Origin of the sequence: Pantoea rodasii (genome assembly GCF_002095465.1) — a bacterium.
GTDB classification, from domain to species: Bacteria; Pseudomonadota; Gammaproteobacteria; order Enterobacterales; family Enterobacteriaceae; genus Pantoea; species Pantoea rodasii.
This window is the reverse complement of record NZ_MLFP01000016.1, coordinates 22206-47868: the sequence shown is the minus strand read 5'-3', so window position 1 is coordinate 47868 and position 25663 is coordinate 22206. Positions and strand designations below refer to the sequence as shown.

Below are 25663 nucleotides of genomic sequence, written 5' to 3'. Positions count from 1 at the left end.
ATGCTGTCAGTTTCAACGGATTGAAAAGGCCGCGATGTCAGATGTTACGCATTATCTGACGTCTAAGTCCGAAAAAGCAGGGCTACATGGGGAACGTGCTAAACTGTCATGTAGCGCAACTTTCTTTACGGTCAATCCTCCAGGTGTTAGATTGATCACGTTTCCAGCAATAATTTGCCCAATATCTCTATTATTAAGCGGCAGATTTTGGAAACAGGGTGCTTAACACTGGGACAATCAGGCGAAACGTCTTGTACCTCTACATTGAGACACTGAAACAGAGACTGGATGCAATTAACCAGCTGCGCGTCGATCGCGCACTGGCTGCAATGGGACCTGCCTTCCAGCAAGTCTACAGTCTGCTGCCAACATTACTGCACTATCATCATCCGCTGATGCCGGGATACGTTGAAGGTAGCGTTCCGCATGGCGTCTGCATCTTCACGCCTGATGAAAATCAACAGCAACTTCTGCAACAACTGGCTGGCGATCAACCTCTGGATTTCAGCGCGGCGGTCAAAGGCGAACGTCCCATCACCGGCATCTATTCCATGGGCAGTACCTCGTCCGTGGGCCAGAACAGCGTATCCGATCTCGACATCTGGGTGTGTCACCAATCCTGGTTAGATAATGAAGAGCGCCTCAATCTGCAACGCAAGTGTACGCTGTTGCAGAAATGGTGTGTGTCGATGGGTGTGGAAGTCAGTTTCTTCCTGATCGATGAGAACCGCTTCCGCCATAACGAAAGTGGCAGCCTGGGTGGCGAAGACTGCGGTTCAACCCAACATATTTTGCTGCTGGATGAGTTTTACCGTACTGCCGTGCGTATGGCGGGCAAACGCATCCTGTGGAACATGGTGCCAGGTGAAGAAGAGCACCATTATGACGATTACGTCATGTCACTTTATTCTCAGGGCGTGTTGACGCCGAATGAGTGGCTGGATCTCGGCGGCCTCGGCACGCTATCGGCTGAAGAGTATTTTGGTGCCAGCCTGTGGCAGCTGTATAAAAGTATCGATTCACCGTACAAAGCGGTGCTGAAAACCCTGCTGCTGGAAGCGTACAGCTGGGAATATCCGAACACGCAGCTGCTGGCGATGGATATCAAACAGCGCCTACACGATGGCGAAATTGTCTGCTTCGGCCTCGACCCCTACTGCATGATGCTGGAACGCGTCACGCGCTATCTGACCAGCGTTGATGACATGGCGCGCCTCGATCTGGTGCGTCGATGTTTCTATTTAAAAGTGTGTGAAAAGCTCTCGAGCGACGATCACCACCATCATCGCTCAGGCTGGCGTCGCGAGATTCTTTCGCAGCTGGTGAAAGAGTGGGGTTGGGATGAAGAGAAATTAGCGGTACTGGATAACCGTGCGCAGTGGAAAATTGAGCGCGTACGTGAAGCGCACAACGAGCTGCTGGATGCGATGATGCAGAGCTATCGCAACCTGATCCGTTTTGCCCGTCGTAACAATTTAAGCGTCAGTGCCAGCCCGCAGGATATCGGCGTGCTGACGCGTAAACTGTATGCCGCGTTTGAAGCGCTGCCGGGTAAAGTGACGTTGGTTAACCCGCAAATCTCCCCCGATCTGTCAGAAGACAATCTGACCTTTATTCATGTGCCGGAAGGCCGTGCCAATCGTGCGGGCTGGTATCTGTACAACCAGTCGCCGGACATGAGTTCGATCATCAGCCATCAGCCACTGGAATATAATCGCTATCTCAACAAGTTAGTGGCGTGGGCATGGTTCAACGGTTTGCTGACCAGCAAAACCCGCCTGCACATGAAAGGCAATGAGTTCTGCGATCTGCCGCGTTTGCAGGAACTGGTGAACGATGTATCGAGCCACTTCCCGCTGCGTGTACCTGCACCGACGCCGAAAGCGCTCTACAGCCCGTGCGAAATTCGTCATCTGGCGATTATCGTTAACCTCGAGCACGATCCGACCTCCGCGTTCCGTAATCAGGTGGTGCACTTTGATTTCCGTAAGCTGGACGTGTTCAGCTTCGGTCAGCAGCAACAGTGCCTGATTGGCAGCATCGATCTGCTGTATCGCAACTCATGGAATGAAGTGCGCACGCTGCACTTCAATGGCGAGCAGGCGATGATTGAAGCGCTGAAAACCATTCTCGGCAAAATGCATCAGGATGCCGCGCCGCCAGATACAGTGGAAGTGTTCTGCTACAGCCAGCATCTGCGCGGATTGATCCGTACCCGCGTACAGCAGCTGGTTTCTGAGTGCGTTGAGCTGCGTCTGTCGAGCACCCGTCAGGAGCCAGGCCGCTTTAAAGCGCTGCGAATGGCGGGCCAGACGTGGGGCTTGTTCTTTGAGCGTATGAGCGTGTCCGTGCAGAAACTGGAAAATGCGGTGGAGTTTTACGGCGCGATTTCTAACAACAAGCTGCATGGTTTGTCGATCAAGGTTGAATCGAACCAAACGCCATTGCCGCCGGTGGTCAATGGCTACGCCAGCGAAGGCATTATTCAGTTCTTCTTTGAAGACACCAATGACGATCGCGGCTTCAATATTTATATCCTCGACGAAAGCAATCGCGTTGAGGTGTATCACCATTGCGAAGGCAGTAAAGAAGAACTGGTGCGCGACGTCAGCCGTTTCTATTCGTCGTCGCACGACCGTTTTACCTACGGCTCCAGCTTTATCAACTTCAACCTGCCGCAGTTCTATCAAATTGTGCACGCAGGCGATCGCTTCCAGGTGATCCCATTCCGCAGCCAGACGCTGACTCAGCTCTGCGCCACGCAGCCCGACAACGACAACGGCGATTTCCAGCCGCGCTATCAAATGCACTGATCCCGCCAGCGTTCGCGCGGTGGGATTGGCTTTTCCTCTGACCTGCACCCGGATTTGCGGGTATTTCCTGTTGCTTTTACAACGTCAACTGCGATGATAAGCAGCCAAGGCTTAAGGACATGAAGAGCAGACAGAATGAGACGATTGATAAGTCAGCTGGGTATGGCGCTGGCGCTGGTCAGCCTGGTAGGCTGTGGCCTAAAAGGACCGCTGTATTTCCCGCCTAAAGATCAGCCGACCAAACAAAATCAACAGGTCACTGAACAGCAGCAAAAAGCGGCGCAGAATGCTGACGTCAATGGTTTGGTCACCAGCAAACCGGGTACACAGGCGAACTAATCTCTATGAGTAATCCGGCGGAGCAGAAAATGCAGTTCTCGAAAATGCACGGTCTCGGCAACGACTTTATGGTTGTGGATGCTGTGACGCAAAACGTCTTTTTTTCGCCGGAACTGATTCGCCGCCTGGCGGATCGGCATCTGGGGATCGGTTTCGATCAGTTGCTGATCGTCGAACCACCTTACGATCCGGATCTCGATTTCCACTATCGAATTTTCAACGCCGATGGCAGTGAAGTGGCACAGTGTGGCAACGGTGCGCGCTGTTTCGCCCGCTTCGTGCGCCTGAAAGGGCTGACCAATAAAAGTGACATCCGCGTGAGTACGCAAACCGGTCGCATGGTGCTGAGCGTGACCAGCGATGAGCTGGTGCGCGTCAACATGGGTGAACCCAACTTCGATCCGCAGCAGGTGCCACTGCGCGCCAATAAAGCCGAGAGCCTTTACCTGCAGCGCGTGGCGGAACAAACCGTGATGTTTGGCGCGGTATCAATGGGCAATCCGCACTGTGTGATTCAGGTTGAGAGTGTGAAAACGGCTGCCGTGGAAACACTGGGCCCGTTACTGGAAAGCCATGAGCGCTTCCCGGAGCGCGTCAACGTTGGCTTTATGGAAGTGGTCAATCCTGAACATATTCGTCTGCGCGTGTATGAACGCGGTGCGGGCGAAACCCAGGCTTGTGGCAGCGGCGCCTGTGCGGCCGTTGCCTGTGGTATCCAGCAGGGCATTTTGGCGGAGAAAGTCCGTGTCGATTTACCCGGCGGAACCTTGCATATCGCCTGGAAAGGGACGGGTCAGCCGCTGCATATGACCGGCCCAGCCACACACGTCTACGATGGGTTTATTCATCTATGAAAAATGTCGAAGAGCAAACCGACAGTGCGGTTTTGCTGGACGATCAGTCGGTTAGCGACTTTCTGCGCCAGAACCCCGATTTCTTTATCCGCAATGCGCGGCAGGTCGAACAGATGATGGTGCCGCATCCGGTGCGCGGCAGCGTGTCGCTGGTGGAGTGGCATATGGCGCGTCAGCGCAACCACATCCAGCAACTGGAAGAAGAAATCACCCTGTTGATGGAGCAGGCCACGGCTAACCATCAGCTGTTCGATCGCCTGCTGGGGCTGCAAGGCCATCTGGCTGCGGCGGACAGTCTGCAAGAGATGCTCACACGCCTGCATCGCTGGGCGCGCGAACTGGGGCTTGCCGGCGCCAATGTGCGGGTATTCAACGACCAATGGCATATCGGTGCACCCTCTGATTTCACGCAGCTTGGCCTATCGCGTCAGGCATTTGAGCCGCTGCGCATTCAACGCTTTGGTGATGAGCATCATTACCTTGGCAGCCTGAACGGCCCCGAATTGCTGCTGCTGTTACCACAAGCCAAAGCCATTGGCTCTGTCGCGATGTCTCTAATGGGGGAACGCGGCGAGCTTGGCGTCCTGATCTTCAGCAGCCGCGACAATCAACACTATCAAGCGGGCATGGGCACCTTGCTACTGCAGCATCTGGCGCAAATGTTGCCGGATCTGCTTTCACGCTGGGTCGAACGTGCATGAGCAGCGACAGCCCGCTGCTGCCTGCCGTTGAGGGCTTTCTGCGTTATCTGAAAGTCGAACGCCAGCTCAGCCCGCTTACGCAAAAAATTATACTCGTCAGCTGCAGGCGATCATTGCCATGGCTGATGAGATGAAAATCGTCGGCTGGTCGCAGCTGGAACCGGCGCAGGTTCGTCAACTGGCGGCACGCAGTCGTCGTGGCGGGTTAGGGCCGAGCAGTCTGGCATTACGCATGTCGGCGCTGCGCAGTTTTCTCGACTGGCAGGTTAGCCAGGGCATGTTGAGCGCCAATCCGGCCAAGGGTATTTCCACGCCGCGCAACGCCCGCCATCTGCCAAAAAATATGGATGTTGACGAGGTTAACCAACTGCTGGAGATCGACCTGAACGATCCGCTGGCGGTGCGTGACCGTGCGATGCTGGAAACCATGTACGGCGGCGGTTTACGTCTGTCGGAGCTGGTGGGCATGGATTGTCGTCATGTCGATCTCGACGCCGGTGAAGTGTGGGTGTTGGGTAAAGGCAGTAAAGAGCGTCGTGTACCGATTGGTGGAACGGCCGTGACCTGGCTGCAGCACTGGTTGCCGCTGCGTGCGAGTTTCGCACCGCAGGATGACGCCATGTTTGTCTCCAGCCGCGGCACGCGTATTTCGGCGCGTAACGTGCAAAAACGCTTTGCCGAGTGGGGCGTCAAACAGGGCGTGGCCAGCCATATTCATCCCCATAAACTGCGCCACTCATTTGCGACCCATCTGTTGGAGTCGAGCGGCGATCTGCGCGCGGTACAGGAACTCCTCGGCCACGCCAATCTGTCGACCACGCAAATTTATACCCATCTCGATTTCCAGCATCTGGCGACCGTGTACGACGCGGCGCATCCACGTGCTAAACGAGGAAAGTCTGAATGAAGTTCTACCGCCCGCTGGGCCCGATCAAAGCGATCACTTTCGATCTCGACGACACGCTGTATGACAACCATCCGGTGATTCGTAAAACCACCGCCGAATCCCATGCTGCTTTGCAGGCTTTCCATCCGGCACTACGTGAATTCACACCGGCTGATTATCAGGCGCTGCGTGACGAATTGCTGGCGCGCGAGCCGGAGATTTATCACGACGTGTCGGAATGGCGCCGCCGCTCGGTCGAGTTAGCGATGATCAATATTGGCCTGTCCGTTGCGGAAGCCAGCGCCGGTGCCAGTGAAGTGATGAGCGTGTTCCATCAGTGGCGCAGCGAAGTTGACATGCCAGACGAGACGCATCAAACGCTGACGTGGTTGGGTGAGCGCGTGCCGCTGGTCGCGATCACCAACGGCAACGCCTGCCCGGAAAAGCTGGGGATTGATCACTACTTCCAGTTTGCCCTGCGCGCCGGTCCGCATGGCCGCGCTAAGCCGTGGCAGGATATGTATCAACTGGCGGCTGAGCGTTTAAACCTCGCACCTGAGCATATTCTCCACGTGGGCGACGATCTCACCACGGACGTGGTCGGTTCACTGCGCGCGGGTATGCAAGCCTGCTGGATCAACCTGCGTGATGGCAACCTGATGAAGATTGACGATGCGCGTTTACTGCCGCATGTAGAAATTCATCAGTTGGCATCGCTGACCTCGCTGCTATAATGCTGTATGTTCATCCAGCTAATGGCTGGATGATGGCAGGCATGTCCTGACGCACAAATCGTAGCGGCACCCTTCATTTTGCGATGAACAGCGCCGCTACAAATGGTGCGTTGCCTGAATGCTGAGAAACCGCATTTCTCAATACTCCTTTTATTATTTTGGCAAAACGGTGCTTATGGACGTTTCTGAACTGCTTAACGGCTTGAATGACAAACAGCGCGAGGCGGTCGCCGCACCGCGCAGCAACCTGTTGGTGCTGGCCGGAGCAGGCAGTGGCAAAACCCGTGTGCTGGTGCACCGCATTGCCTGGCTGCTATCGGTAGAAAATTGCTCGCCCTATTCGATTATGGCAGTGACCTTTACCAATAAAGCGGCGGCGGAAATGCGCCATCGTATCGATCAACTGATCGGTACCACTCAGGGCGGCATGTGGATCGGCACCTTCCATGGCCTGGCGCACCGTTTGCTGCGTGCACATCATCTTGATGCCAATTTGCCGCAGGATTTCCAGATTCTTGATAGCGACGATCAATTGCGCCTGCTCAAGCGTCTGATCAAAGCCATGAACCTTGATGAGAAACAGTGGCCTGCACGTCAGGGCATGTGGTACATCAACGGCAAAAAAGATGAAGGGCTGCGTCCTAAGCACATCGAAAGTTATGGTAATCCGGTGGAGCAAACCTGGCTGCGCATCTATCAGGCGTATCAGGAAGCCTGCGATCGGGCTGGGCTGGTGGATTTCGCCGAGTTGTTACTCCGCGCCCATGAGCTGTGGCTGAACAAACCGCATATCCTTAACCATTATCGCGAGCGCTTCAGCAATATTCTGGTGGACGAATTCCAGGACACCAACAACATCCAATACGCCTGGATCCGCATGCTGGCGGGCGATACCGGTCGCGTGATTATCGTCGGTGATGACGATCAGTCGATTTATGGCTGGCGCGGCGCGCAGGTGGAGAACATCCAGCGCTTCCTGCAAGATTTCCCCGGCGCGGAAACCATCCGTCTGGAGCAGAACTACCGCTCAACTAATAACATCCTGAAAGCCGCCAATACCCTGATCGCCAATAACAATGGCCGTCTCGGTAAAGAGTTGTGGACCGACGGCAGCGACGGCGAAAAAATCTCCCTGTACTGCGCGTTTAACGAATTAGACGAATCGCGCTTTGTGGTTAATCGCATCAAAACCTGGCATGAGAACGGCAACGCGTTGCAGGATTGCGCCATTCTCTATCGCAGTAACGCCCAATCGCGCGTGCTGGAAGAAGCGTTATTACAAGCCAGCATGCCGTACCGGATTTACGGTGGCATGCGCTTCTTCGAACGTCAGGAAATCAAAGATGCGCTGGCGTATCTGCGCCTGATGGCAAATCGCAATGACGATGCGGCGTTTGAGCGTGTGGTGAACACGCCGGTGCGCGGCGTGGGCGATCGCACGTTGGATGTGGTACGTCAGACCGCGCGCGATCAGCAGCTCACCTTGTGGCAAGCCACGCGGGAACTGCTGCAAATAAAGCCCTGGCGGGACGCGCTGCCTCAGCATTACAACGCTTCTGCGAGCTGGTGGATTCACTGGCCGCGGAAACCTCCGACATGCCGCTGCACGTGCAGACCGATCGCGTGATTAAAGATTCCGGCTTGTGGATCATGTACGAGCAGGAAAAGGGCGAGAAAGGCCAGGCGCGTATCGAAAACTTAGAGGAACTGGTAACGGCGACGCGCCAGTTCAGCTATCAGGACGAAGACGAAGATCTGATGCCGCTACAGGCCTTCCTCTCCCATGCGGCGCTGGAAGCCGGTGAAGGTCAGGCTGATAAATGGCAGGACGCGGTGCAACTGATGACCATGCACTCAGCCAAAGGGCTGGAGTTCACCCAGGTGTTCATCGTTGGTATGGAAGAGGGTATGTTCCCCAGCCAGATGTCGCTGGATGAAGGCGGCCGTCTCGAAGAAGAACGTCGTCTTGCCTATGTTGGCGTGACGCGTGCGATGGAAAAGCTGACGCTGACCTACGCCGAAACCCGTCGTCTTTATGGTAAAGAAGTGTATCACCGTCCCTCGCGCTTCATCGGCGAATTGCCGGAAGAGTGCGTAGAAGAAGTACGTCTGCGCGCCAGCGTCAGCCGTCCAGTGAGCCATCAACGCATGGGCACACCGATCGCGCAGAATGACAGTGGTTTCGCGCTCGGCCAGCGTGTGCGCCATGCCAAGTTCGGCGAAGGCACCATTATCAATCTCGAAGGCAGCGGTGAGCACAGCCGTTTACAAGTGGCGTTTCAGGGCCAGGGCATCAAGTGGCTGGTCGCGGCGTACGCGCGTCTGGAAACGGTGTAGCGCCGTTGCGTTACCTTGACGACTTTTTCGTCTCAGCGTAACATGCGCGCACTATTATCATGAGAGGACAATGCCTTGGACGCGCCCAGTCGATGCTGGCTCAACCCCTGTTTAACAGGAATAACATCTAAGGCTTCCTCTTTACGCGGGTAGCCTTAGCGGTTATCAGCGACCTCCCTTACCACTCTCGTCGCGCGAGTCAGCACTGATTTACCCTTGAAGCGAAAGTTTCCGCGTTCAGGCTTTGCCGTGCCCGTTTTGCCTTAGGCAATTCGGTGTGCCGCCTTGTCCCATTAAGTCTGCAATGGGGAGTATTGCTATGCTGAGCGCCTTTAAACTCGAACGCGATCGCTTGACGCGTATTGAGCTGGAAGACAACAACGACACACTGAACACCTCGGTATGGGTCGATTTAATCGAGCCTGATGACAGCGAGCGTGATCGTGTGCAAACCGAGCTGGGTCAAAGCCTGGCGACGCGTCCGGAGCTGGAAGACATCGAGGCCTCCGCGCGTTTCTTCGAAGATGAAGATGGCCTGCACATCCACTCCTTCTTCTTCTTTGAAGATGCGGAAGATCACGCCGGGAACTCCACCGTGGCGTTCACCATCCGTGAAGATCGCCTTTACACATTGCGTGAGCGCGAGCTGCCGGCTTTCCGTCTGTATCGTATGCGTGCGCGCAACCAGACGTTGACTGATGGCAACGCTTACGAGCTGCTGCTGGATCTGTTTGAAACTAAAATCGAACAGCTGGCGGATGAGATCGAGAACATCTACAGCGCGCTGGAAAAACTCAGTCGCGTGATCATGGAAGGCCAGCAGGGCGAAGAGTACGATCAGGCGCTGTCGCGTTTGGCGGAGCTGGAAGATATCGGCTGGAAAGTCCGCCTGTGTCTGATGGATACCCAACGTGCGCTGAACTTCCTGGTGCGTAAAGCCCGCTTGCCGGGCAACCAGCTGGAGCAGGCGCGTGAAATTCTGCGCGATATCGAATCCCTGCTGCCGCACAACGAATCGCTGTTCCAGAAGGTTAACTTCCTGATGCAGGCGGCGATGGGCTTTATCAACATCGAGCAGAACCGCATCATCAAAATCTTCTCGGTGGTGTCGGTGGTGTTCCTGCCGCCTACGCTGGTGGCATCCAGTTACGGCATGAACTTCGAATTTATGCCGGAGCTGAAGTGGAGCTTTGGTTATCCTGGCGCAATCTCCCTGATGATCCTTGCCGGTTTGGCACCGTATCTCTACTTCAAACGTAAAAACTGGTTGTAACGATTTTGGGGCCGCATTCGCGGCCCTTTAAACTGGCGCTGTTTCACAATTCTGCGTAGGCTGTTGTCACTTCTCACTTTCTGATTTCCACCTTATGGCGCGTTTTTCTTTGCGACAGCAGTGGGCCATTCTGCTGATTGCTTCATTAGTACTGGGGATTATCCTCCAGCTGTTTCACCTTCCCGCAGCACTGTTGTTAGGACCGATGATCGTGGGCACCGTGATGGGCTTGTCTGGCGCGACGGTGCGTATCGATAAGCGTTTTTTCGTGCTGGCACAGGCGGTGCTGGGCTGCATGATTGGCCAAACGCTTTCTCCTGCCATCCTCTCGCCGTTACTCAATGACTGGCCGGTGGTGCTAGCCGTGCTGGTGCTGACGCTGGCGGCCAGCGGCTTATCGGGCTTTCTGCTGGTGCGATTCAGTCACTTGCCGGGGCCAACGGGCGCATGGGGATCGTCGCCGGGCGGCGCGTCTGCGATGGTGGCGATGGCCGGTGACTTCGGTGCGGACGTGCGCTTAGTGGCGTTTATGCAGTATCTGCGCGTGCTGTTCGTGGCCACTGCCGCCGCGGTGGTGGCGCGCATTGGGCTGGGCAGCAGCGGCGGCGCGGTTGAACTGGTGTGGTTTCCGCCGTTGCAAAGCAGCTTTCTCTTAACGCTGGTTGTGATGTTTGCCGGGGCCTGGCTAGGGCAGAAATTGCGCATACCTTCCGGTGCGTTGCTGTTGCCCGCGCTGATAGGCGCGACGCTGCACGGCACCGATGTCGCCACTTTACAGGTGCCGGAATGGTTGCTGGCCTTGGCTTATGCGCTGATTGGCTGGAGCGTAGGTTTACGTTTTACGCGGCCTATCTTCCTGCTGGCGCTGCGCACCTTGCCGCAAATGCTGGTGTCGATTTTCGGCTTGATGCTGCTGTGTGGCGGATTAGCGTGGATGCTGACGCGCGTGCTGCACGTTGATCTAATGACGGCGTATCTGGCAACCAGCCTGGCGGGCTGGATACCGTGGCGATTATTGCGGCGGGCAGCCGGGTCGATATCGCATTTGTGATGGCGCTGCAGACCTTACGTCTCTTCACCATCTTACTGACCGGCCCGGCTATCGCGCGCTTTATCTCACGCTATGCGCATGCGAGTGCGAGCTGAAAATGCGACGGCATCGACGATAAAGACGGCGAGCGCCAGCCAGATAAAGCCAAAGGTCACCATCTTGTCCGGCGTCAGGCTCTCGCCATAGAACAGCACGGCCAGCAGGAACATCAGCGTGGGACCGAGGTACTGGAAGAAGCCGACCGTTGACAGGCGCAAACGCGCGCAGGCGGCGGCAAACAGCATCAGCGGAATGGTGGTGATAATGCCGGCGGCGATCAGTTTCAGGTTGAGGCTGAGCGGGTTAGCGCTGAGATGACTGGTGGCGCTGTCGGCAAAACCAAACAGATAGAGGGCCGCCAGCGGGAACAGCCATGCGGTCTCGATCAGCATGCCACTTTGCGCATCCACCTGGATTTTCTTTCTGATCAGCCCATAAACGGAAAAACTCAGCGCCAGGCCCAGGCCAATAATCGGCAGCGAGCCAAATTGCCACAGCTGCACCAGCACGCCAATCGTTGCCAGTAAGACCGCCAGCCACTGCAAGCGGCGGAAGCGCTCGCGCAGGAACAGCATGCCAAACACCACGTTGATCAGCGGGTTAATAAAGTAGCCGAGGCTGGCTTCGAGCATGTGCTGATTGTTCACGGCCCAGATAAACAGCAGCCAGTTGCCGCCAATGGTCACCGCCGTGAGCGCCAGCAACAGCACTTTCTTCGGTTGAGCGAGCACCGTGCGCACCTGTTTCCAGCTGCGGCTCAGAGTGATCAGCACCAGCATAAACAGCGCGGACCAAATCACGCGATGCGTCATGATTTCCGTTGGCGGCACTTCTTTCACCAGCTTGAAGTAAGCCGGTGCGATGCCCCAGATAAAGTAAGCGCCGAGCGCATAGCCAATGCCCTGACGCGTTTGTTGCGTATCCATCATGCTTTCCAAAAACGGTCATTAGCCAATCAAATAGGTGGCGGTGGCGGTAGCGATGTAATCGCCCTGTTGGTTGTGCAGTTCGACGCGCGCGACCGCCACTTTGTTGCCGGCACGCAGCAGGCTGCTGGTGGCGATAAAGCGTTCGCCACGTCCGGGGCGCAGATAATCGACGCGCATATCAATGGTGCCCATGCGCGACAAACGCTGACGCAGTTCCTCTTCGCTGATGCTCTCGTGACGTGACAGCGCCTGACTGACGCACACCAACCCGGCGGCGACATCCAGCACGGAGGCAATCACGCCTCCGTGCAAGATCTGCTGGGCGGCATTGCCGACCAGCATGGTTTTGTTGGCAAAGCTCAACTCGGCGTAATCTGCTTCGAGTCGATCCAGCTCCAAACCGAGCGCCTGATTGAAGGGCATATGATAAACAAAAATTTCGCCAATCAGACGGCGAGCTTCCTGCTGTGACAGCAACGGGGATGACATGTTTCCTGCCTTAAGATGTTAAAGAATTGTGTATATTATGCCGCGTTCGCGCTGCTTTCCAGTTTCAGCAATCGACACTGATCAACCCGTGCCTTTGCGTGTAGAATGGCCTGCTTTTTGCACATAGCCCTAATAATGACAACACCCCGCTCTCTGGAGAATTTTATGCGTAAGCTATACGCGTTGCTGGCCGCAGCCTTGATGATTCCTGCGCTGGCACAGGCTGATGAAGCCACAATAAAAGAGGTGCATGACGCCCCGGCAGTAAAGGGCAGTATTATTGCGAACCTGTTGGAGAAACACGATAACCCGTTCGTGCTTTATCCCTACGAAAACAATTATTTGCTTTACACCTACACCACTGACATGAACAAAGAGGCGATCTCTTCGTACAACTGGGCTGACAAAGCAAAAAATGATGAAGTAAAATTCCAGCTCAGCCTGGCGTTTCCGCTGTGGCGCGGTATTTTGGGTGATAACTCGGTGTTGGCCGCGTCCTACACGCAGCGTTCCTGGTGGCAGTTGTCCAACCGTGGCGCTTCATCACCGTTCCGTGAAACCAACTATGAGCCGCAGATTTTCCTTGGCTGGGCAACGGATTACACGTTTGCGGGCTGGACCCTGCGCGATATTGAAACCGGTCTGAACCACGAGTCGAACGGGCGCAGCGATCCAACATCACGCAGCTGGAACCGCGTTTACGCACGCTTGATGGCGCAGAACGGTAACTTCCTTGCGGAAATCAAACCCTGGTATCGCATTCCAGAAAATGAAAATAACGATGATAACCCTGATATCACCAAATACATGGGCTACTATCGCGCCAAGCTCGGTTATGAAGTGGGCGAAAGTATTTTCAGCGTGGAAGGCAACTACAACTGGAACAGCGGCTTCGGTGGCGCGACATTCGCCTGGAGCTATCCTATCTCTGAGCATGTGCGCTTTTACACCCAGCTGTTCAGCGGGTATGGTGAATCGCTCATCGACTATAACCACCGTCAGACCCGTTTCGGCGTGGGTGTAACACTTAACGATCTGTTCTAACCAGTCAGAAAAACAGGATTACCGTGGCAACATCGGCAGTGCTTAATCAGGAAATGCTGGCGCAGCAGGTATTACAAGATACCTTCGGCTACCAGCAATTTCGTCCCGGTCAGCAGACCATCATCGAAACCGCGCTAGCAGGGCGTGATTGTTTGGTGGTGATGCCAACCGGCGGCGGAAAATCGCTGTGCTATCAGATCCCGGCGCTGGTGCGCGAAGGGTTGACGCTGGTGGTTTCACCGCTGATATCACTGATGAAAGATCAGGTCGATCAACTGCTGGCCAACGGCGTGGCAGCGGCGTGTCTCAATTCTACCCAGACGCGCGAGCAGCAGCAGCAGGTGTTTGCAGACTGTCGTACCGGCAAGCTGAAGCTGCTGTATATCGCGCCTGAACGTCTGATGATGGATAACTTCCTCGACAGCCTGCGCCAATGGAATCCGGTGATGCTGGCGGTGGATGAGGCGCACTGTATCTCACAGTGGGGCCATGATTTCCGTCCGGAATATGGCTCGATTGGTCAGCTGCGTCAGCACTTCCCGGAATTGCCGGTGATGGCGCTGACCGCCACCGCCGATGAAACCACGCGTAATGACATCGCCCATCTGCTGCAGATGGACGATCCGCTGATTCAAATCAGCAGCTTTGACCGTCCTAACATCCGCTACACGCTGGTAGAAAAATTCAAACCGACGGATCAGCTGTTGCGCTATGTGCAAGAGCAGCGTGGTAAAAGCGGCATCATTTACTGTAACAGCCGTGCCAAGGTGGAAGACACCGCCGCTCGCCTGCAAAGCCGTGGACTGAGTGTCGGCGCTTATCACGCCGGAATCGAGAGTGGCCAGCGTGCTCATGTGCAGGAAGCCTTCCAGCGCGATGACCTGCAAATTGTGGTCGCCACCGTGGCATTTGGTATGGGCATCAACAAGCCTAACGTGCGTTTCGTGGTGCACTTCGATATTCCGCGCAATATCGAATCCTACTATCAGGAAACCGGTCGTGCCGGACGTGATGGCCTGCCCGCAGAAGCGATGATGCTTTACGACCCGGCAGATATGGCATGGTTACGTAAGTGCCTGGAAGAGAAAGCGCCCGGTCCATTGCAGGATATTGAGCGCCATAAGCTCAACGCCATGGGCGCGTTTGCTGAAGCACAAACCTGTCGTCGTCTGGTGCTGCTTAACTACTTTGGTGAAGGGCGCCAGCAGCAGTGCGGTAACTGCGATATCTGTCTCGATCCCCCGCGTCGCTATGATGGTTTGGTGGAGGCGCAGAAGGCGCTTTCCAGCATCTATCGTACCGGCCAGCGCTTTGGCATGGGCTATATTGTCGATGTGTTGCGCGGTTCCACCAACCACCGCATCCGCGATAACGGTCACGATAAATTGCCGGTGTACGGCATCGGTCGTGAACAGAGTCAGGAGCATTGGGTCAGCGTGCTGCGTCAGCTGATTCACCTCGGCATGGTGACGCAAAACATCGCCATGCACTCCGCCTTACAGCTGACGGAAGCGGCGCGTCCGGTGCTGCGTGCCGAAGTGCCGCTGATGCTGGCAGTTCCGCGTATCGTCACGGTGAAAAGCCGCAGCAGCTCGCCGAAAGTGCACAGCGGCAACTACGATCGCACGCTGTTTGGCAAACTGCGCAAATTGCGCAAGGCGATTGCCGACGAATCCAATATTCCGCCGTACGTGGTGTTTAACGATGCCACGCTGATTGAGATGGCGGAGCAAATGCCGATTACCGCGTCAGAAATGCTCAGCGTGAACGGTGTCGGTCATCGCAAGCTGGAACGTTTTGGTAAGCCGTTCCTGGTGATGATCAAAGAACATGTCGATGAAGAGTAAAGGAAAGAAACCATGTTGATGTTATTCGCCACCGTCGCGCTGGTGCATCTGGTTGCGCTGATGAGTCCGGGCCCGGACTTCTTCTTTGTGTCGCAAACGGCGGCCAGCCGCTCGCGTAAAGAGGCGATGATGGGTGTGTTTGGCATTACGCTGGGGATTGTGATTTGGGCCGGTGTGGCACTGATGGGCCTGCATCTGATCCTGCAAAAAATGGCCTGGCTGCATGAAATCATCATGGTGGGCGGAGGTTTGTACCTGCTGTGGATGGGCTGGCAGCTGCTGCGCTCGGCACGTCAGCAACATAAAGCCCCGCAGGTTGCTGCTCCGGTGGTAGAACTGCCAAAGAGAGGCATGAGCTTCCTGAAAGGTTTTCTGACTAATCTGTCGAACCCGAAAGCGATCATTTATTTCGGTAGCGTGTTCTCGCTGTTTGTGGGTAATGATGTGGGCGCGATGGAGCGTTGGGGTTTATTCCTGCTGATTATCGGTGAGACTTTTGCCTGGTTTACGCTGGTGGCGGCTATTTTCGCGCTGCCGTGGATGCGAGATAAGTATCAGCGTATGGCGAAGTGGGTCGATGGGATGGCTGGCGTACTGTTTGCCGGATTCGGCATTCACCTGATTATCTCGCGCTAAATCGGGCTACTTGCCATTTTGGCATCGGGCCGTGCACGCGCGCTTTACGTTCAGCATCTGTGCTTCGGAACTTGCGCGCTGACCACTTCGAAAAAACGGCGGCACTGACGGTTATCACCTCAGTGCCGCGGTTTTTAAAACGTCTTAGGCGATTCTGCGGGCACTCGCCAGCAACGCGCCGACGGCCATAAACAGCCCACCAAAGGTGCGGTTCATCAGCTTCATCTGCTTCGGCCCTTTGATCCATCCGGCAATGCGGGTCGCCAGCGTGGCATAACCAATCATCACGATAATATCGACCACGATGGTGGTGACACCGAGCACCAGATACTGCATCAACTGCGGCTGGTGTGGCTGAATAAACTGCGGAAACAGCGCGGCGAGAAACACGATGCTTTTCGGATTGGTGAGATTCACCAGAATGGCGCGCTTGAACAAACGACGACGCGGCATCGCTTTCGCCACAGCATTTAAATCAATCCCGCCTGCGGAACGCCACTGCTGTATACCGAGCCAGACCAGATAGGCAGCGCCTGCCCATTTCAGCACTTCAAAGGCCATGATCGACTGCGAAAACAGTGCACCCAAACCCGCACCAACCAGCACGATGTGAATCGCCAGGCCAAGCTGTAAACCGGTGATGGAAGCCGCTGCACCGCGATAGCCATGGCTGATACCGGTGCTCATGGTGTTAATCGCGCCGGAACCGGGTGAAAGGCTGAGGATAGTTGTGGTCAACAGGTAGGTTAACCACCATTCAATGGTCATGCGTGACATTCCCTGAAGTGAACGAAGTGTGACACAATACGCCAGAATATCGCGGCACGCTACGGAGCACAGGTGCACGATGAGGCTTTTTTTCAGGGGGACGGATGCAGCATCACAAACAGAGTTGGCTCGGGCGTGAGAAAGGCTTTTCCGCCTTTGCTACCGGTCCGCTGCTCGACTTCTGGCGGCGTCGTGAGGAGTGTGAATTCACCGGCGTCGGTAACCTGAATATTCGCTATGTTCGTTTCACCTCACCGCAACATCGCCGTGTCATCCTGATTGTTCCTGGCCGCATCGAAAGCTATATCAAGTATCCAGAACTGGCTTACGATCTGTTCCACTGCGGCTACGATGTGGTGATTCTCGACCATCGTGGACAAGGGCGATCCGAGCGCTTGCTGGCGGATTCCCACCGTGGCCATGTGGTGGAGTTCAGCGATTACGTCGACGACTTAGAAACGCTGTATCTGAAAGAGGTCGTCAGCAACCATTATCAGCAACGCTACGTGCTGGCGCATTCGATGGGCGGGGCGATTTTAGCGCTGTTCCTGGCGCGTCAACCGCAGGCGTTTCATGCGGCGGTATTCTCGGCACCGATGTTTGGCATTGTGCTGCCGCTGCCTGACTGGGTGGCGCACCCGATTCTGGACTGGGCGGAGAAACTGCCCGCCATTCGCGAACGCTACGCGTTGGGCACCGGCCGCTGGCGTGCCAGTCCGTTTGGCATTAATCGCCTGACGCACAGCCGGGAGCGCTATCGGCGCAACCTGCGGTTTTACGCTGATGACCCGGGATTGCGCGTTGGTGGCCCAACGTATCATTGGGTGCGCGAAGGCGTTTATGCCGGGCGCAGCATCATCAGCCAGGCGGCGAAAATCACTACGCCGTCTCTGGTGCTGCAGGCCAGTGAAGACGACGTGGTAGATAACCGCTCGCAAGAAATTTTTGTGCGGCGATGGCTGACGCGGGCCATCCCTGCGAAGGCACCGTGCCGTATGTGATTCAAGGCGCGCGTCACGAGATTTTGTTTGAAACAGACGCCATGCGCGCTGAAGCGCTCAACCTGGTTATCGATTTTTTCGAGCGCCACGTTTAATTCATTTTCCGATATCAATACCAGAGGTTTACATGTACCACATCGTCGCATCCGACCTGGATGGCACGCTGCTCTCACCGGAACATCGGCTGACACCTTTTGCCCGTACCACGCTGCAGGAGCTGGTGGCGCAAGATGTCCACTTCGTTTTCGCCACCGGCCGTCACTATATTGACGTGGGCCAGATGCGCGATAACCTCGGTATTCCGGCGTACATGATCACGTCTAACGGCGCCCGCGTGCACAATGCAGAAGGGGAATTGGTGTTTAGCCATAACCTCGACGCTGATATCGCTAAGGAACTTTACGGCCTGCAGTATCACGATGAGCATATCCTGACGCACGTCTATCGCGACGATGAGTGGTATATGAGCCGCCACCGTCCGGAGGAGCAGGACTATTTCCGCGAGTCAGTGTTCAACTATCAGGTTTACCAGCCGGGTATGCTGGAAACCGACGGTATCAGTAAGGTGTTCTTTACCTGCGAGGATCCGGAACGTCTGGCACCGCTGGAACTGGCAATCGAAGCCCGCTGGGGCGATCGCGTTAACGTCAGCTTCTCACTGCCCACCTGTCTGGAAGTGATGGCGGGCGGCGTGTCCAAAGGTCACGCGCTGGAAGCCGTGGCTAAACAACTTGGATACTCACTGAAAGAGTGCATCGCCTTTGGTGACGGCATGAATGACGTGGAAATGCTGAGTATGGCAGGCAAAGGTTGCATCATGCGCAATGCGCAGCAGCGTTTGAAAGATACCTTGCCGACGCTGGAAGTGATTGGCAGCAACGCAGAGGATGCGGTGCCACACACGCTGCGTAAGTTGTTCCTCGCTTAAAAAAATGGGCCGGTTAATCCGGCCCATTTTTGTTATGCCATCTGTTTCTTGTGCTTGTGCTCGCTGACCATAGTGAGCAGCAAGAGAATCACCGCTAGCACTGACCCTGCAATCATCACCATGAAACCACCATCCCAGCCGAAATAATCCACGGTATAACCAACAATCGCGCTGGCTGCCACGGAACCGCCAAGATAGCCGAACAGACCGGTAAAGCCCGCTGCGGTGCCTGCGGCTTTTTTCGGTGCCAGCTCCAGCGCGTGCAAACCAATTAACATCACCGGGCCGTAAATCAGGAAACCGATGACGATCATGCACAGCATATCGATGCCGGGATTGCCTGGCGGGTTAAGCCAGTACACCACCGTTGCGATGGTCACCAGCGTCATAAAGAACACGCCGGTTGCACCACGATTGCCCCTAAACACTTTGTCCGACATCCAACCGCACAGCAAGGTGCCGGGAATGCCCGCATATTCGTAGAAGAAGTAAGCCCACGAAGACTTATCCAGCGTGAAGTGCTTCACCTCTTTTAAGTAGGTAGGGGACCAGTCGAGAATGCCGTAACGCAGCAGGTAAACAAACACGTTGGCCAGCGCGATATACCACAGCAGCTTATTAGGCAGGATGTACTGCATGAAAATCTGCTTCGCCGTCAGCTCCTGCTCGTGATTGTCGTTGTAGTCTGGCGGATAATCATTCTTGTACGCCTCAATCGGTGGCAGGCCACAAGACTGCGGCGTATCGCGCATCAGGGCAAAGGCAATAATCGCGATGAGGATGGCACCAAACGCCGGCATATAGAGCGCGGCTTTCCAGTCGTTAAACCACGCCATACCCAGCAGAAACAGCAGTGGTGGAATCCCGCCGCCGACGTTATGCGCGCAGTTCCACACCGAGACAATCCCGCCTCGCTCCTTCTGCGACCACCAGTGCACCATGGTGCGCCCGCACGGCGGCCAGCCCATGCCCTGGAACCAACCACACAGGAACAGCAGGACAAACATCACCATGATGCTGGAGGTGGCCCAGGGTACAAAGCCCATAAACAGCATCACCGCAGCGGCAAGGATCAAGCCAGCAGGTAAAAACACGCGCGGATTTGAGCGGTCAGAAACGGAACCCATGATGAACTTGGAGAAACCGTACGCGATGGAAATCCCGGACAGTGCAAAGCCCAGGTCGCCGCGCGAGAAACCCTGTTCAATTAAATAGGGCATCGCCAACGCAAAGTTTTTACGCACCAGGTAGTAAGCGGCATAGCCGAAGAAAATGCCGATGAAAATTTGCCAGCGCAACTTACGATAGAGCGGATCAACACGATCGTCCGCCACTTGCGGCCGATGCGGTGCCGGTTTAAAGATACTCAACATGAGTGTGGCCCTCCAGGGCGCAATATTGTTATGAATTCCCAGCAGGATGGGTCAAACGCCAACTGGCGCTAAAACAGACAGTAAAGTTCCATTTCGCGCAAAGAATAGTGATGGTTTCATTAGGTTGCTGTGATGTGTGACACAATTGTTACAATTTTATGACATAAGAGAGCGATTTAAACCATAAAATGTTGGAATTCGCGCATGAATAGTCGGGATGTTCACCTCTAAAAGGTTAATCCATTGCACGGTAGAAATAAGTTCACGTCATTAGCCATAATCAGCATCGCTTTGACACCGCGTCTCATGATGTTGAGTTATGGAATCCTAACGATCTGTTTGGTTTTATTTTGACCAATCGTCAACCAAATATTTAAGCCCACACACGACAGTTTGATTACACTAGCGCCACTGTTCATTTTGGGATCAATACTGTGCCGTTACTGATCGTTACCACCATTTTGTGGGCTTTTTCCTTCAGTTTGATAGGGGAATACCTCGCAGGCCAGGTCGATTCCTGGTTCTCGGTGCTGATGCGCCTCTCGCTCGCCGCCATCGTTTTCCTGCCGTTCCTGCGCTGGAAGGGTTATCGCGCGTCGACCATCCTGTTGTACATGCTGGTGGGGATGCTGCAACTCGGCATCATGTATCTGTTGAGCTTCGAGGCTTACACCTATCTCAGCGTGTCTGAGTTCCTGCTGTTTACGGTGATGACACCGCTGTACGTCACGCTAATCTACGACTTGCTGAGCAAACGTCCGCTGCGCATTGGCTATGCCTTCAGTGCGCTGCTGGCAGTGGGCGGAGCAGCGATCATCCGCTACGACAAAGTCAGCGACCATTTCTGGTTCGGTTTGATGCTGGTACAGGCGGCAAACATCTGTTTTGCCATCGGTATGGTCGGCTACAAACGTCTGCAGGAAACCCGCCCAATGCCGCAACACACGGCATTCTCATGGTTTTATCTTGGCGCGGTGATCATCGCCATCATTGCCTGGAGCCTGTGGGGTAACCCGAACAAGCTGCCGACCACTTCACTACAGTGGGGCATTCTGGTCTGGCTGGGTGTGGCAGCATCGGGATTGGGCTACTTTATGTGGAACTACGGTGCGACACAGGTCGATGCGGGCACGCTGGGCATCATGAACAACATGCACGTACCGGCGGGCTTACTGGTGAACCTGGCTATCTGGCAGGAAAAACCGCACTGGCCGAGCTTTATTGCTGGGGCGATCGTGATTTTTGCTTCGCTGTATGTACATAAGCGCTGGGTGTTGGGGCATGGTTCCAAAAGTAGTGCCGTATAGCTGAGAAGCTCGTTGCTCCAGTTTGCACAAAAATACTATGTTGGGAAAAAGCAGCACCTAAGCTAGCGGGAAGGTACAGGCCGCTACGAAGAGCGAAGCGTCCGAGCCATGGATGGCGAGGCCGATCCACAGGGATGTGAGATTCCTTCGTGATCGGAGCGGCCTGTATCTGACCTGGTCTCAAAGCGACGCTTAAAGTTCTAAGGAAGGGATAGCGTGGCAGAGGAGCAAAGCATCCGAGCCAAGGATGGCGAGGCTGATCCACAGGGATGTGGGCTTCCTTTGCGATCTGCCACGCTATCCCTGACTGAGCACAAAACCCGCAGCAATTACGCCTTTTTAACCGGCCCCGGACGATGAATCATCGTCAATCCCTTTAGGAAGTTACGCAGAATCTGGTCACCGCACTCACGGAAATTCTTATGCTCTGGATTGCGGAAAATCGCACCGACTTCAGCCTGTGAAATCTTAAAGTTTGCCTTCTCCAGTACCACTGGAATATCCGTGGTCTTCAGCGCAAACGCGATACGCAGCTTCTTAATGAAAATATTGTTATTCATACGGCGTTCAACCGAAGGTGCTGGCGCATCTTCACTCTTACCGCGACGGAAGAAAATCAAACCGTTGAGGAAATAGCCCATCAGCACGTCCGGCAACTTACGAAACGCTGCATCCTCATCCTTCTTCATCCACGCCTGCACATCCTCCAGCGGAACTTCACTGCCCGCTAAGGCAAAAATCTCCACCACTTTGCTATCGCTCAAATCAAGCATATAGCGCACGCTGCGCAGAACATCGTTACTCGTCATGGTGAAACTCTCTTGGTCGCGGATTGAGGCGGCGCATTATAGAGCAGGCCGGGCAGGGATAACAGCACGGGCGATGCAGGTCTCCCGTGGAATCATCAAGAAATGGACTGCAGCGAGCCTGGACGCGCCGCATCACGCACAAACGGCAGATGGTCACAGGCGTGTTGACGGGCGAAGCGCACAAAGGCTTCCAGCACCGGCTGGCGCTGCTCACCATCGCGCACGGCGGCATATAAACGGCTCCACAAACCGTCACCCAATGTCTTGGTCACCACCAGGCCCTGCTTTTCAAAACTCTCAACCACCCAATGCGGTAGTGCGGCAATGCCCATTTGTGCCGACACCATCTGAATCAACAACAGGGTATTATCCACATTCTTCAATGCCGGGCTCACACCCGCCGGCTGCAGGAAATGACGCCAGATATCCAGGCGCTGGCGCTGCACCGGATAAATCATCAGCACCTCATCGGCTAAATCTTCCGGCGAAATATGCTCCAGTTTCGCCAGCGGATGATCCGGGGCCAACACCAGTCGCACCTCATAATCAAACATCGGCGTATAGAACAAACCGCTGCGCGGCAGAATATCGGAGGTCAACACCACATCCAGCTCGCCCTGCTGCAAGGCGGGCTGAGGATCGAATGTCACCCCCGATTTAAAATCGACCACCACTTGTGGCCAGCTCTGGCGGAAATTATTCAGTGCCGGCGTCAGCCATTGAATGCAGCTGTGACACTCAATCGCAATGCGCAGCGTGGTCTGATGCGGCTCGTGGCACGCCTGCAGCGCCTGTTGAATCTGCGGCAAAATCTGCTCGGCCAACTGCAGCATGATTTCCCCCTGCGGCGTAAACCGCAACGGCTGGCTCTTGCGCACAAACAGGCGAAAGCCCAGTCGCTGTTCCAGATCGCTGAACTGATGAGATAACGCCGATTGTGTCTGATGAAGCTGAGCGGCGGCAGCGGCCAACGAGCCGGTATTCTGCAACGCCTGCAGCGTTCTCAGGTGTTTGAGTTCGATCATGAGAGTCCTTCACATCGAGATTGAACAAATTGCGCTTGAGCAACATACAGTACCCGCAGATTATGGCGGTGTAAACATCTGGACGGCTAAACATCTCAGCTAAACGTCACGGCCACGTTACGTTTGTCCAGTGAATGGGTTCAGCGGTCACTCGCAAGATGAACGTCAATGGGTTCGTACAGCTAAGAATATCGGGAGAACAGCAAATGACCATTTTGAACCACACACTCGGTTTTCCTCGCATCGGTCTGCGTCGTGAACTGAAAAAAGCACAGGAAAGCTACTGGGCAGGCAACAGCTCACAGGAAGAACTTCAAGCCGTGGGTCGTGAACTGCGTGCTCGTCACTGGCAACAGCAAAAAGACGCCGGAGTGGATCTGCTGCCAGTGGGCGATTTCGCCTGGTACGATCACGTCCTGAGCACCAGCCTGATGCTCGGCAATGTCCCGGCGCGCCATCAAAATACCGATGGCTCAGTAGATCTTGATACGCTATTCCGCCTTGGTCGCGGTCGGGCGCCCAGTGGTGAACCCGCAGCAGCGGCTGAAATGACCAAATGGTTCAACACCAACTATCACTACATGGTGCCGGAATTCTGCCAAGGCCAGCAGTTTGCGCTCAGCTGGACACAGCTGCTGGAAGAAGTGGATGAAGCCCTGGCGTTAGGACACCCCATCAAACCGGTGTTGCTGGGGCCCGTTACCTATCTATGGTTGGGGAAAGTAAAAGGCGAGCCATTTGACCGACTGTCATTACTGAAAGACATCCTGCCGGTGTACCAGCAAGTGTTGATCGAGCTGAAAAAGCGCAACATCGAATGGGTACAAATCGATGAGCCTGCGCTGGCGCTGGAACTGCCACCGCAATGGCGCGATGCCTATAAAACGGCTTACGCTGGACTTCAGGGTGAGGTCAAACTGCTGCTCACCACTTATTTCGACAGCATTGGTCAAAACCTTGATGTGATTAAAGCGCTGCCCGTTCAGGGTCTGCATGTTGACCTGGTGCACGGTAAAGATGACATCCAGCACATCCACCAACAGATCCCCGCCGAGTGGCTGCTGTCGCTGGGCGTGATCAACGGTCGTAACGTGTGGCGAGCCGATCTCAGCCGCTGGTTTGAACGCCTGCAACCGCTGGTGAGCCAGCGTAAGCAGCTGTGGATTGGCTCCTCATGCTCGCTGCTGCACAGCCCGATCGACCTCAGTGTGGAAACCCGGCTGGATGCCGAAGTGAAAAGCTGGTTTGCCTTTGCATTGCAAAAGTGTGCGGAACTGGCGCTGCTCAGTACCGCACTCAACAATAACGATGATGCTGCGCTGGTGGCGTGGAGTGCACCCATTCGCGCCCGTTCCCGCTCAACCCGGGTACACAATGCGGCGGTCACTGAGCGGCTGGCAAACATTCAGGCTAAAGATGTCGAACGTCCCAGCCATTACATCGAACGCGCTAAAGCCCAGCGCCATCGCTTCAACCTGCCTGCCTGGCCAACCACCACCATCGGATCTTTCCCGCAAACCACGGAGATTCGCGGCCTGCGCCTCGACTTCAAAAAAGGCAACATCGATGGCGGACACTATCGCCTCGGGATTGCCGAACACATCAAACAGGCGATTGCCGAACAGGAACGTCTGGGGCTCGACGTGCTGGTGCACGGTGAGGCAGAGCGTAACGACATGGTCGAATACTTCGGTGAAAACCTCGACGGCTTCGTATTTACGCAAAATGGCTGGGTACAAAGCTACGGTTCCCGCTGTGTCAAACCACCGGTGATAATCGGCGATATCAGCCGCCCTCAACCCATCACCGTCGAGTGGGCGAAGTATGCGCAATCTCTGACTGACAAACCGGTTAAAGGCATGCTCACTGGCCCAGTCACTATTCTGTGCTGGTCATTCCCGCGTGAAGACGTGACGCGGGAAACTATCGCCAGGCAGATTGCGTTGGCGCTGCGAGATGAAGTCGAGGATCTGGAAAAAGCCGGCATTGGGATCATCCAGATTGACGAACCCGCGCTGCGGGAAGGCTTACCGCTGCATCAATCTGACTGGGCGGCGTATTTAAGCTGGGCGGTGGGTGCCTTCCGTCTCAACGCTGCGGTGGCGCGCGACGAAACGCAGATCCACACCCACATGTGTTATTGCGAGTTCAATGACATTATGGACTCCATTGCGGCGCTGGATGCGGACGTCATCACCATTGAAACCTCGCGTTCTGATATGGATTTGCTGGAGGCGTTCAAAGCTTTTGAGTATCCCAACGAAATCGGACCGGGCGTGTATGACATCCACTCACCGAACGTGCCTGACGTAGAATGGATGGAAAATCTGCTGCGTAAAGCGGCGCAGAGTATTCCGCAAGAACGTCTGTGGGTTAACCCGGATTGTGGCCTGAAAACCCGTGGCTGGAGTGAAACCCGCCAGGCTTTGGCGAACATGGTTAAAGCGGCGCAAAAACTGCGGAGTGAATCGGCATAATCG

General features: G+C 55.2%; 18 protein-coding genes and 4 pseudogenes. 16 read left to right on the top strand and 6 right to left on the bottom strand.

Translation table 11 applies throughout. The annotated features are described in order from the left end of the window. Positions 1–251: 251 nt before the first annotated feature. From HA45_RS17900 to HA45_RS17860, 9 genes and pseudogenes are all read left to right on the top strand, one after another. Positions 252–2813 (top strand): class I adenylate cyclase, encoded by a 2562-nt coding sequence (locus HA45_RS17900; RefSeq protein ID WP_100701468.1) that lies wholly within the window; start codon positions 252–254, stop codon positions 2811–2813. A gap of 135 nt (positions 2814–2948) precedes the next feature. Then, positions 2949–3152 carry an LPS translocon maturation chaperone LptM gene (gene lptM / locus HA45_RS17895; protein ID WP_100701467.1) on the top strand — a complete coding sequence of 68 codons (204 nt, stop codon included), beginning with the start codon at positions 2949–2951 and terminating at the stop codon, positions 3150–3152. Between the two features lie 29 nt (positions 3153–3181). Further along, complete coding sequence (dapF, locus tag HA45_RS17890; protein WP_100701650.1) at positions 3182–4006, top strand: diaminopimelate epimerase; 825 nt, start codon at positions 3182–3184, stop codon at positions 4004–4006. Further along, positions 4003–4707 carry a DUF484 domain-containing protein gene (locus HA45_RS17885; protein WP_100701466.1) on the top strand — a complete coding sequence of 235 codons (705 nt, stop codon included), beginning with the start codon at positions 4003–4005 and terminating at the stop codon, positions 4705–4707. Before dapF ends, HA45_RS17885 begins: the two co-directional genes overlap by 4 nt. After that, positions 4704–5614 (top strand): annotated as a pseudogene (gene xerC, locus HA45_RS17880) (tyrosine recombinase XerC). Before HA45_RS17885 ends, xerC begins: the two are co-directional and overlap by 4 nt. Then, entirely contained in the window at positions 5611–6327 is a 717-nt protein-coding gene (yigB, locus tag HA45_RS17875) for a 5-amino-6-(5-phospho-D-ribitylamino)uracil phosphatase YigB (protein ID WP_100701464.1), read from the top strand. Before xerC ends, yigB begins: the two are co-directional and overlap by 4 nt. Before the next feature lie 175 nt (positions 6328–6502). Beyond that, a pseudogene (gene uvrD, locus HA45_RS17870) lies at positions 6503–8664 on the top strand (DNA helicase II). 319 nt (positions 8665–8983) lie between these two features. Then, the gene (corA, locus tag HA45_RS17865; protein WP_100701463.1) at positions 8984–9937 is read left to right on the top strand and encodes a magnesium/cobalt transporter CorA; all 954 of its coding nucleotides are present in this window, start codon (positions 8984–8986) and stop codon (positions 9935–9937) included. 94 nt (positions 9938–10031) lie between these two features. Then, a pseudogene (locus HA45_RS17860) lies at positions 10032–11083 on the top strand (AbrB family transcriptional regulator). Here HA45_RS17860 and rarD read toward each other — a convergent pair. Together rarD and HA45_RS17850 are read right to left on the bottom strand one after the other, a co-directional pair. Continuing rightward, positions 11054–11953: an EamA family transporter RarD gene (gene rarD / locus HA45_RS17855; protein ID WP_100701461.1), complete on the bottom strand. Its 900-nt coding sequence runs from the start codon at positions 11951–11953 to the stop codon at positions 11054–11056. The pseudogene HA45_RS17860 and the gene rarD sit on opposite strands and share 30 nt — an antisense overlap. A 21-nt stretch (positions 11954–11974) precedes the next feature. Continuing rightward, the gene (locus HA45_RS17850; protein WP_100701460.1) at positions 11975–12445 is read right to left on the bottom strand and encodes a thioesterase family protein; all 471 of its coding nucleotides are present in this window, start codon (positions 12443–12445) and stop codon (positions 11975–11977) included. Between the two features lie 165 nt (positions 12446–12610). Here HA45_RS17850 and pldA point away from each other — a divergent pair, with 165 nt between their 5' ends. From pldA to rhtC, 3 genes are read left to right on the top strand one after another with little or no spacing between them, the layout of a single operon-like run. After that, positions 12611–13489: a phospholipase A gene (gene pldA, locus HA45_RS17845; RefSeq protein ID WP_100701459.1), complete on the top strand. Its 879-nt coding sequence runs from the start codon at positions 12611–12613 to the stop codon at positions 13487–13489. A gap of 23 nt (positions 13490–13512) precedes the next feature. Then, positions 13513–15336, top strand: a complete 1824-nt coding sequence (gene recQ / locus HA45_RS17840; protein WP_100701458.1) for an ATP-dependent DNA helicase RecQ — start codon at positions 13513–13515, stop codon at positions 15334–15336. A 12-nt stretch (positions 15337–15348) separates the two neighbouring features. Next, a complete protein-coding gene (rhtC, locus tag HA45_RS17835) occupies positions 15349–15972 on the top strand; it encodes a threonine export protein RhtC (RefSeq protein ID WP_100701457.1) in 624 nt (207 codons plus the stop codon). A gap of 144 nt (positions 15973–16116) precedes the next feature. Here rhtC and rhtB read toward each other — a convergent pair whose 3' ends face one another. Further along, positions 16117–16740 carry a homoserine/homoserine lactone efflux protein gene (rhtB, locus tag HA45_RS17830; RefSeq protein WP_100701456.1) on the bottom strand — a complete coding sequence of 208 codons (624 nt, stop codon included), beginning with the start codon at positions 16738–16740 and terminating at the stop codon, positions 16117–16119. A gap of 104 nt (positions 16741–16844) precedes the next feature. On the opposite strand from rhtB, the pseudogene pldB reads away from it, so the two are divergent. Further along, a pseudogene (gene pldB / locus HA45_RS17825) lies at positions 16845–17836 on the top strand (lysophospholipase L2). 32 nt (positions 17837–17868) lie between these two features. Continuing rightward, positions 17869–18669, top strand: a complete 801-nt coding sequence (gene yigL / locus HA45_RS17820) for a sugar/pyridoxal phosphate phosphatase YigL (protein WP_100701454.1) — start codon at positions 17869–17871, stop codon at positions 18667–18669. Positions 18670–18701: 32 nt separating this feature from the next. Here yigL and glpT read toward each other — a convergent pair whose 3' ends face one another. Further along, positions 18702–20042 carry a glycerol-3-phosphate transporter gene (gene glpT, locus HA45_RS17815; protein WP_100701453.1) on the bottom strand — a complete coding sequence of 447 codons (1341 nt, stop codon included), beginning with the start codon at positions 20040–20042 and terminating at the stop codon, positions 18702–18704. Between the two features lie 434 nt (positions 20043–20476). Here glpT and HA45_RS17810 point away from each other — a divergent pair, with 434 nt between their 5' ends. Further along, entirely contained in the window at positions 20477–21349 is an 873-nt protein-coding gene (locus HA45_RS17810) for a carboxylate/amino acid/amine transporter (RefSeq protein WP_100701452.1), read from the top strand. A gap of 329 nt (positions 21350–21678) precedes the next feature. On the opposite strand, the gene HA45_RS17805 is transcribed toward HA45_RS17810, so the two are convergent. Further along, complete coding sequence (locus HA45_RS17805; RefSeq protein ID WP_100701451.1) at positions 21679–22158, bottom strand: YehS family protein; 480 nt, start codon at positions 22156–22158, stop codon at positions 21679–21681. Between the two features lie 95 nt (positions 22159–22253). Continuing rightward, the gene (gene metR, locus HA45_RS17800; protein ID WP_100701450.1) at positions 22254–23183 is read right to left on the bottom strand and encodes an HTH-type transcriptional regulator MetR; all 930 of its coding nucleotides are present in this window, start codon (positions 23181–23183) and stop codon (positions 22254–22256) included. A 206-nt stretch (positions 23184–23389) separates the two neighbouring features. On the opposite strand from metR, the gene metE reads away from it, so the two are divergent. After that, positions 23390–25660: a 5-methyltetrahydropteroyltriglutamate--homocysteine S-methyltransferase gene (metE, locus tag HA45_RS17795; RefSeq protein ID WP_100701449.1), complete on the top strand. Its 2271-nt coding sequence runs from the start codon at positions 23390–23392 to the stop codon at positions 25658–25660. Positions 25661–25663 lie beyond the last annotated feature (3 nt).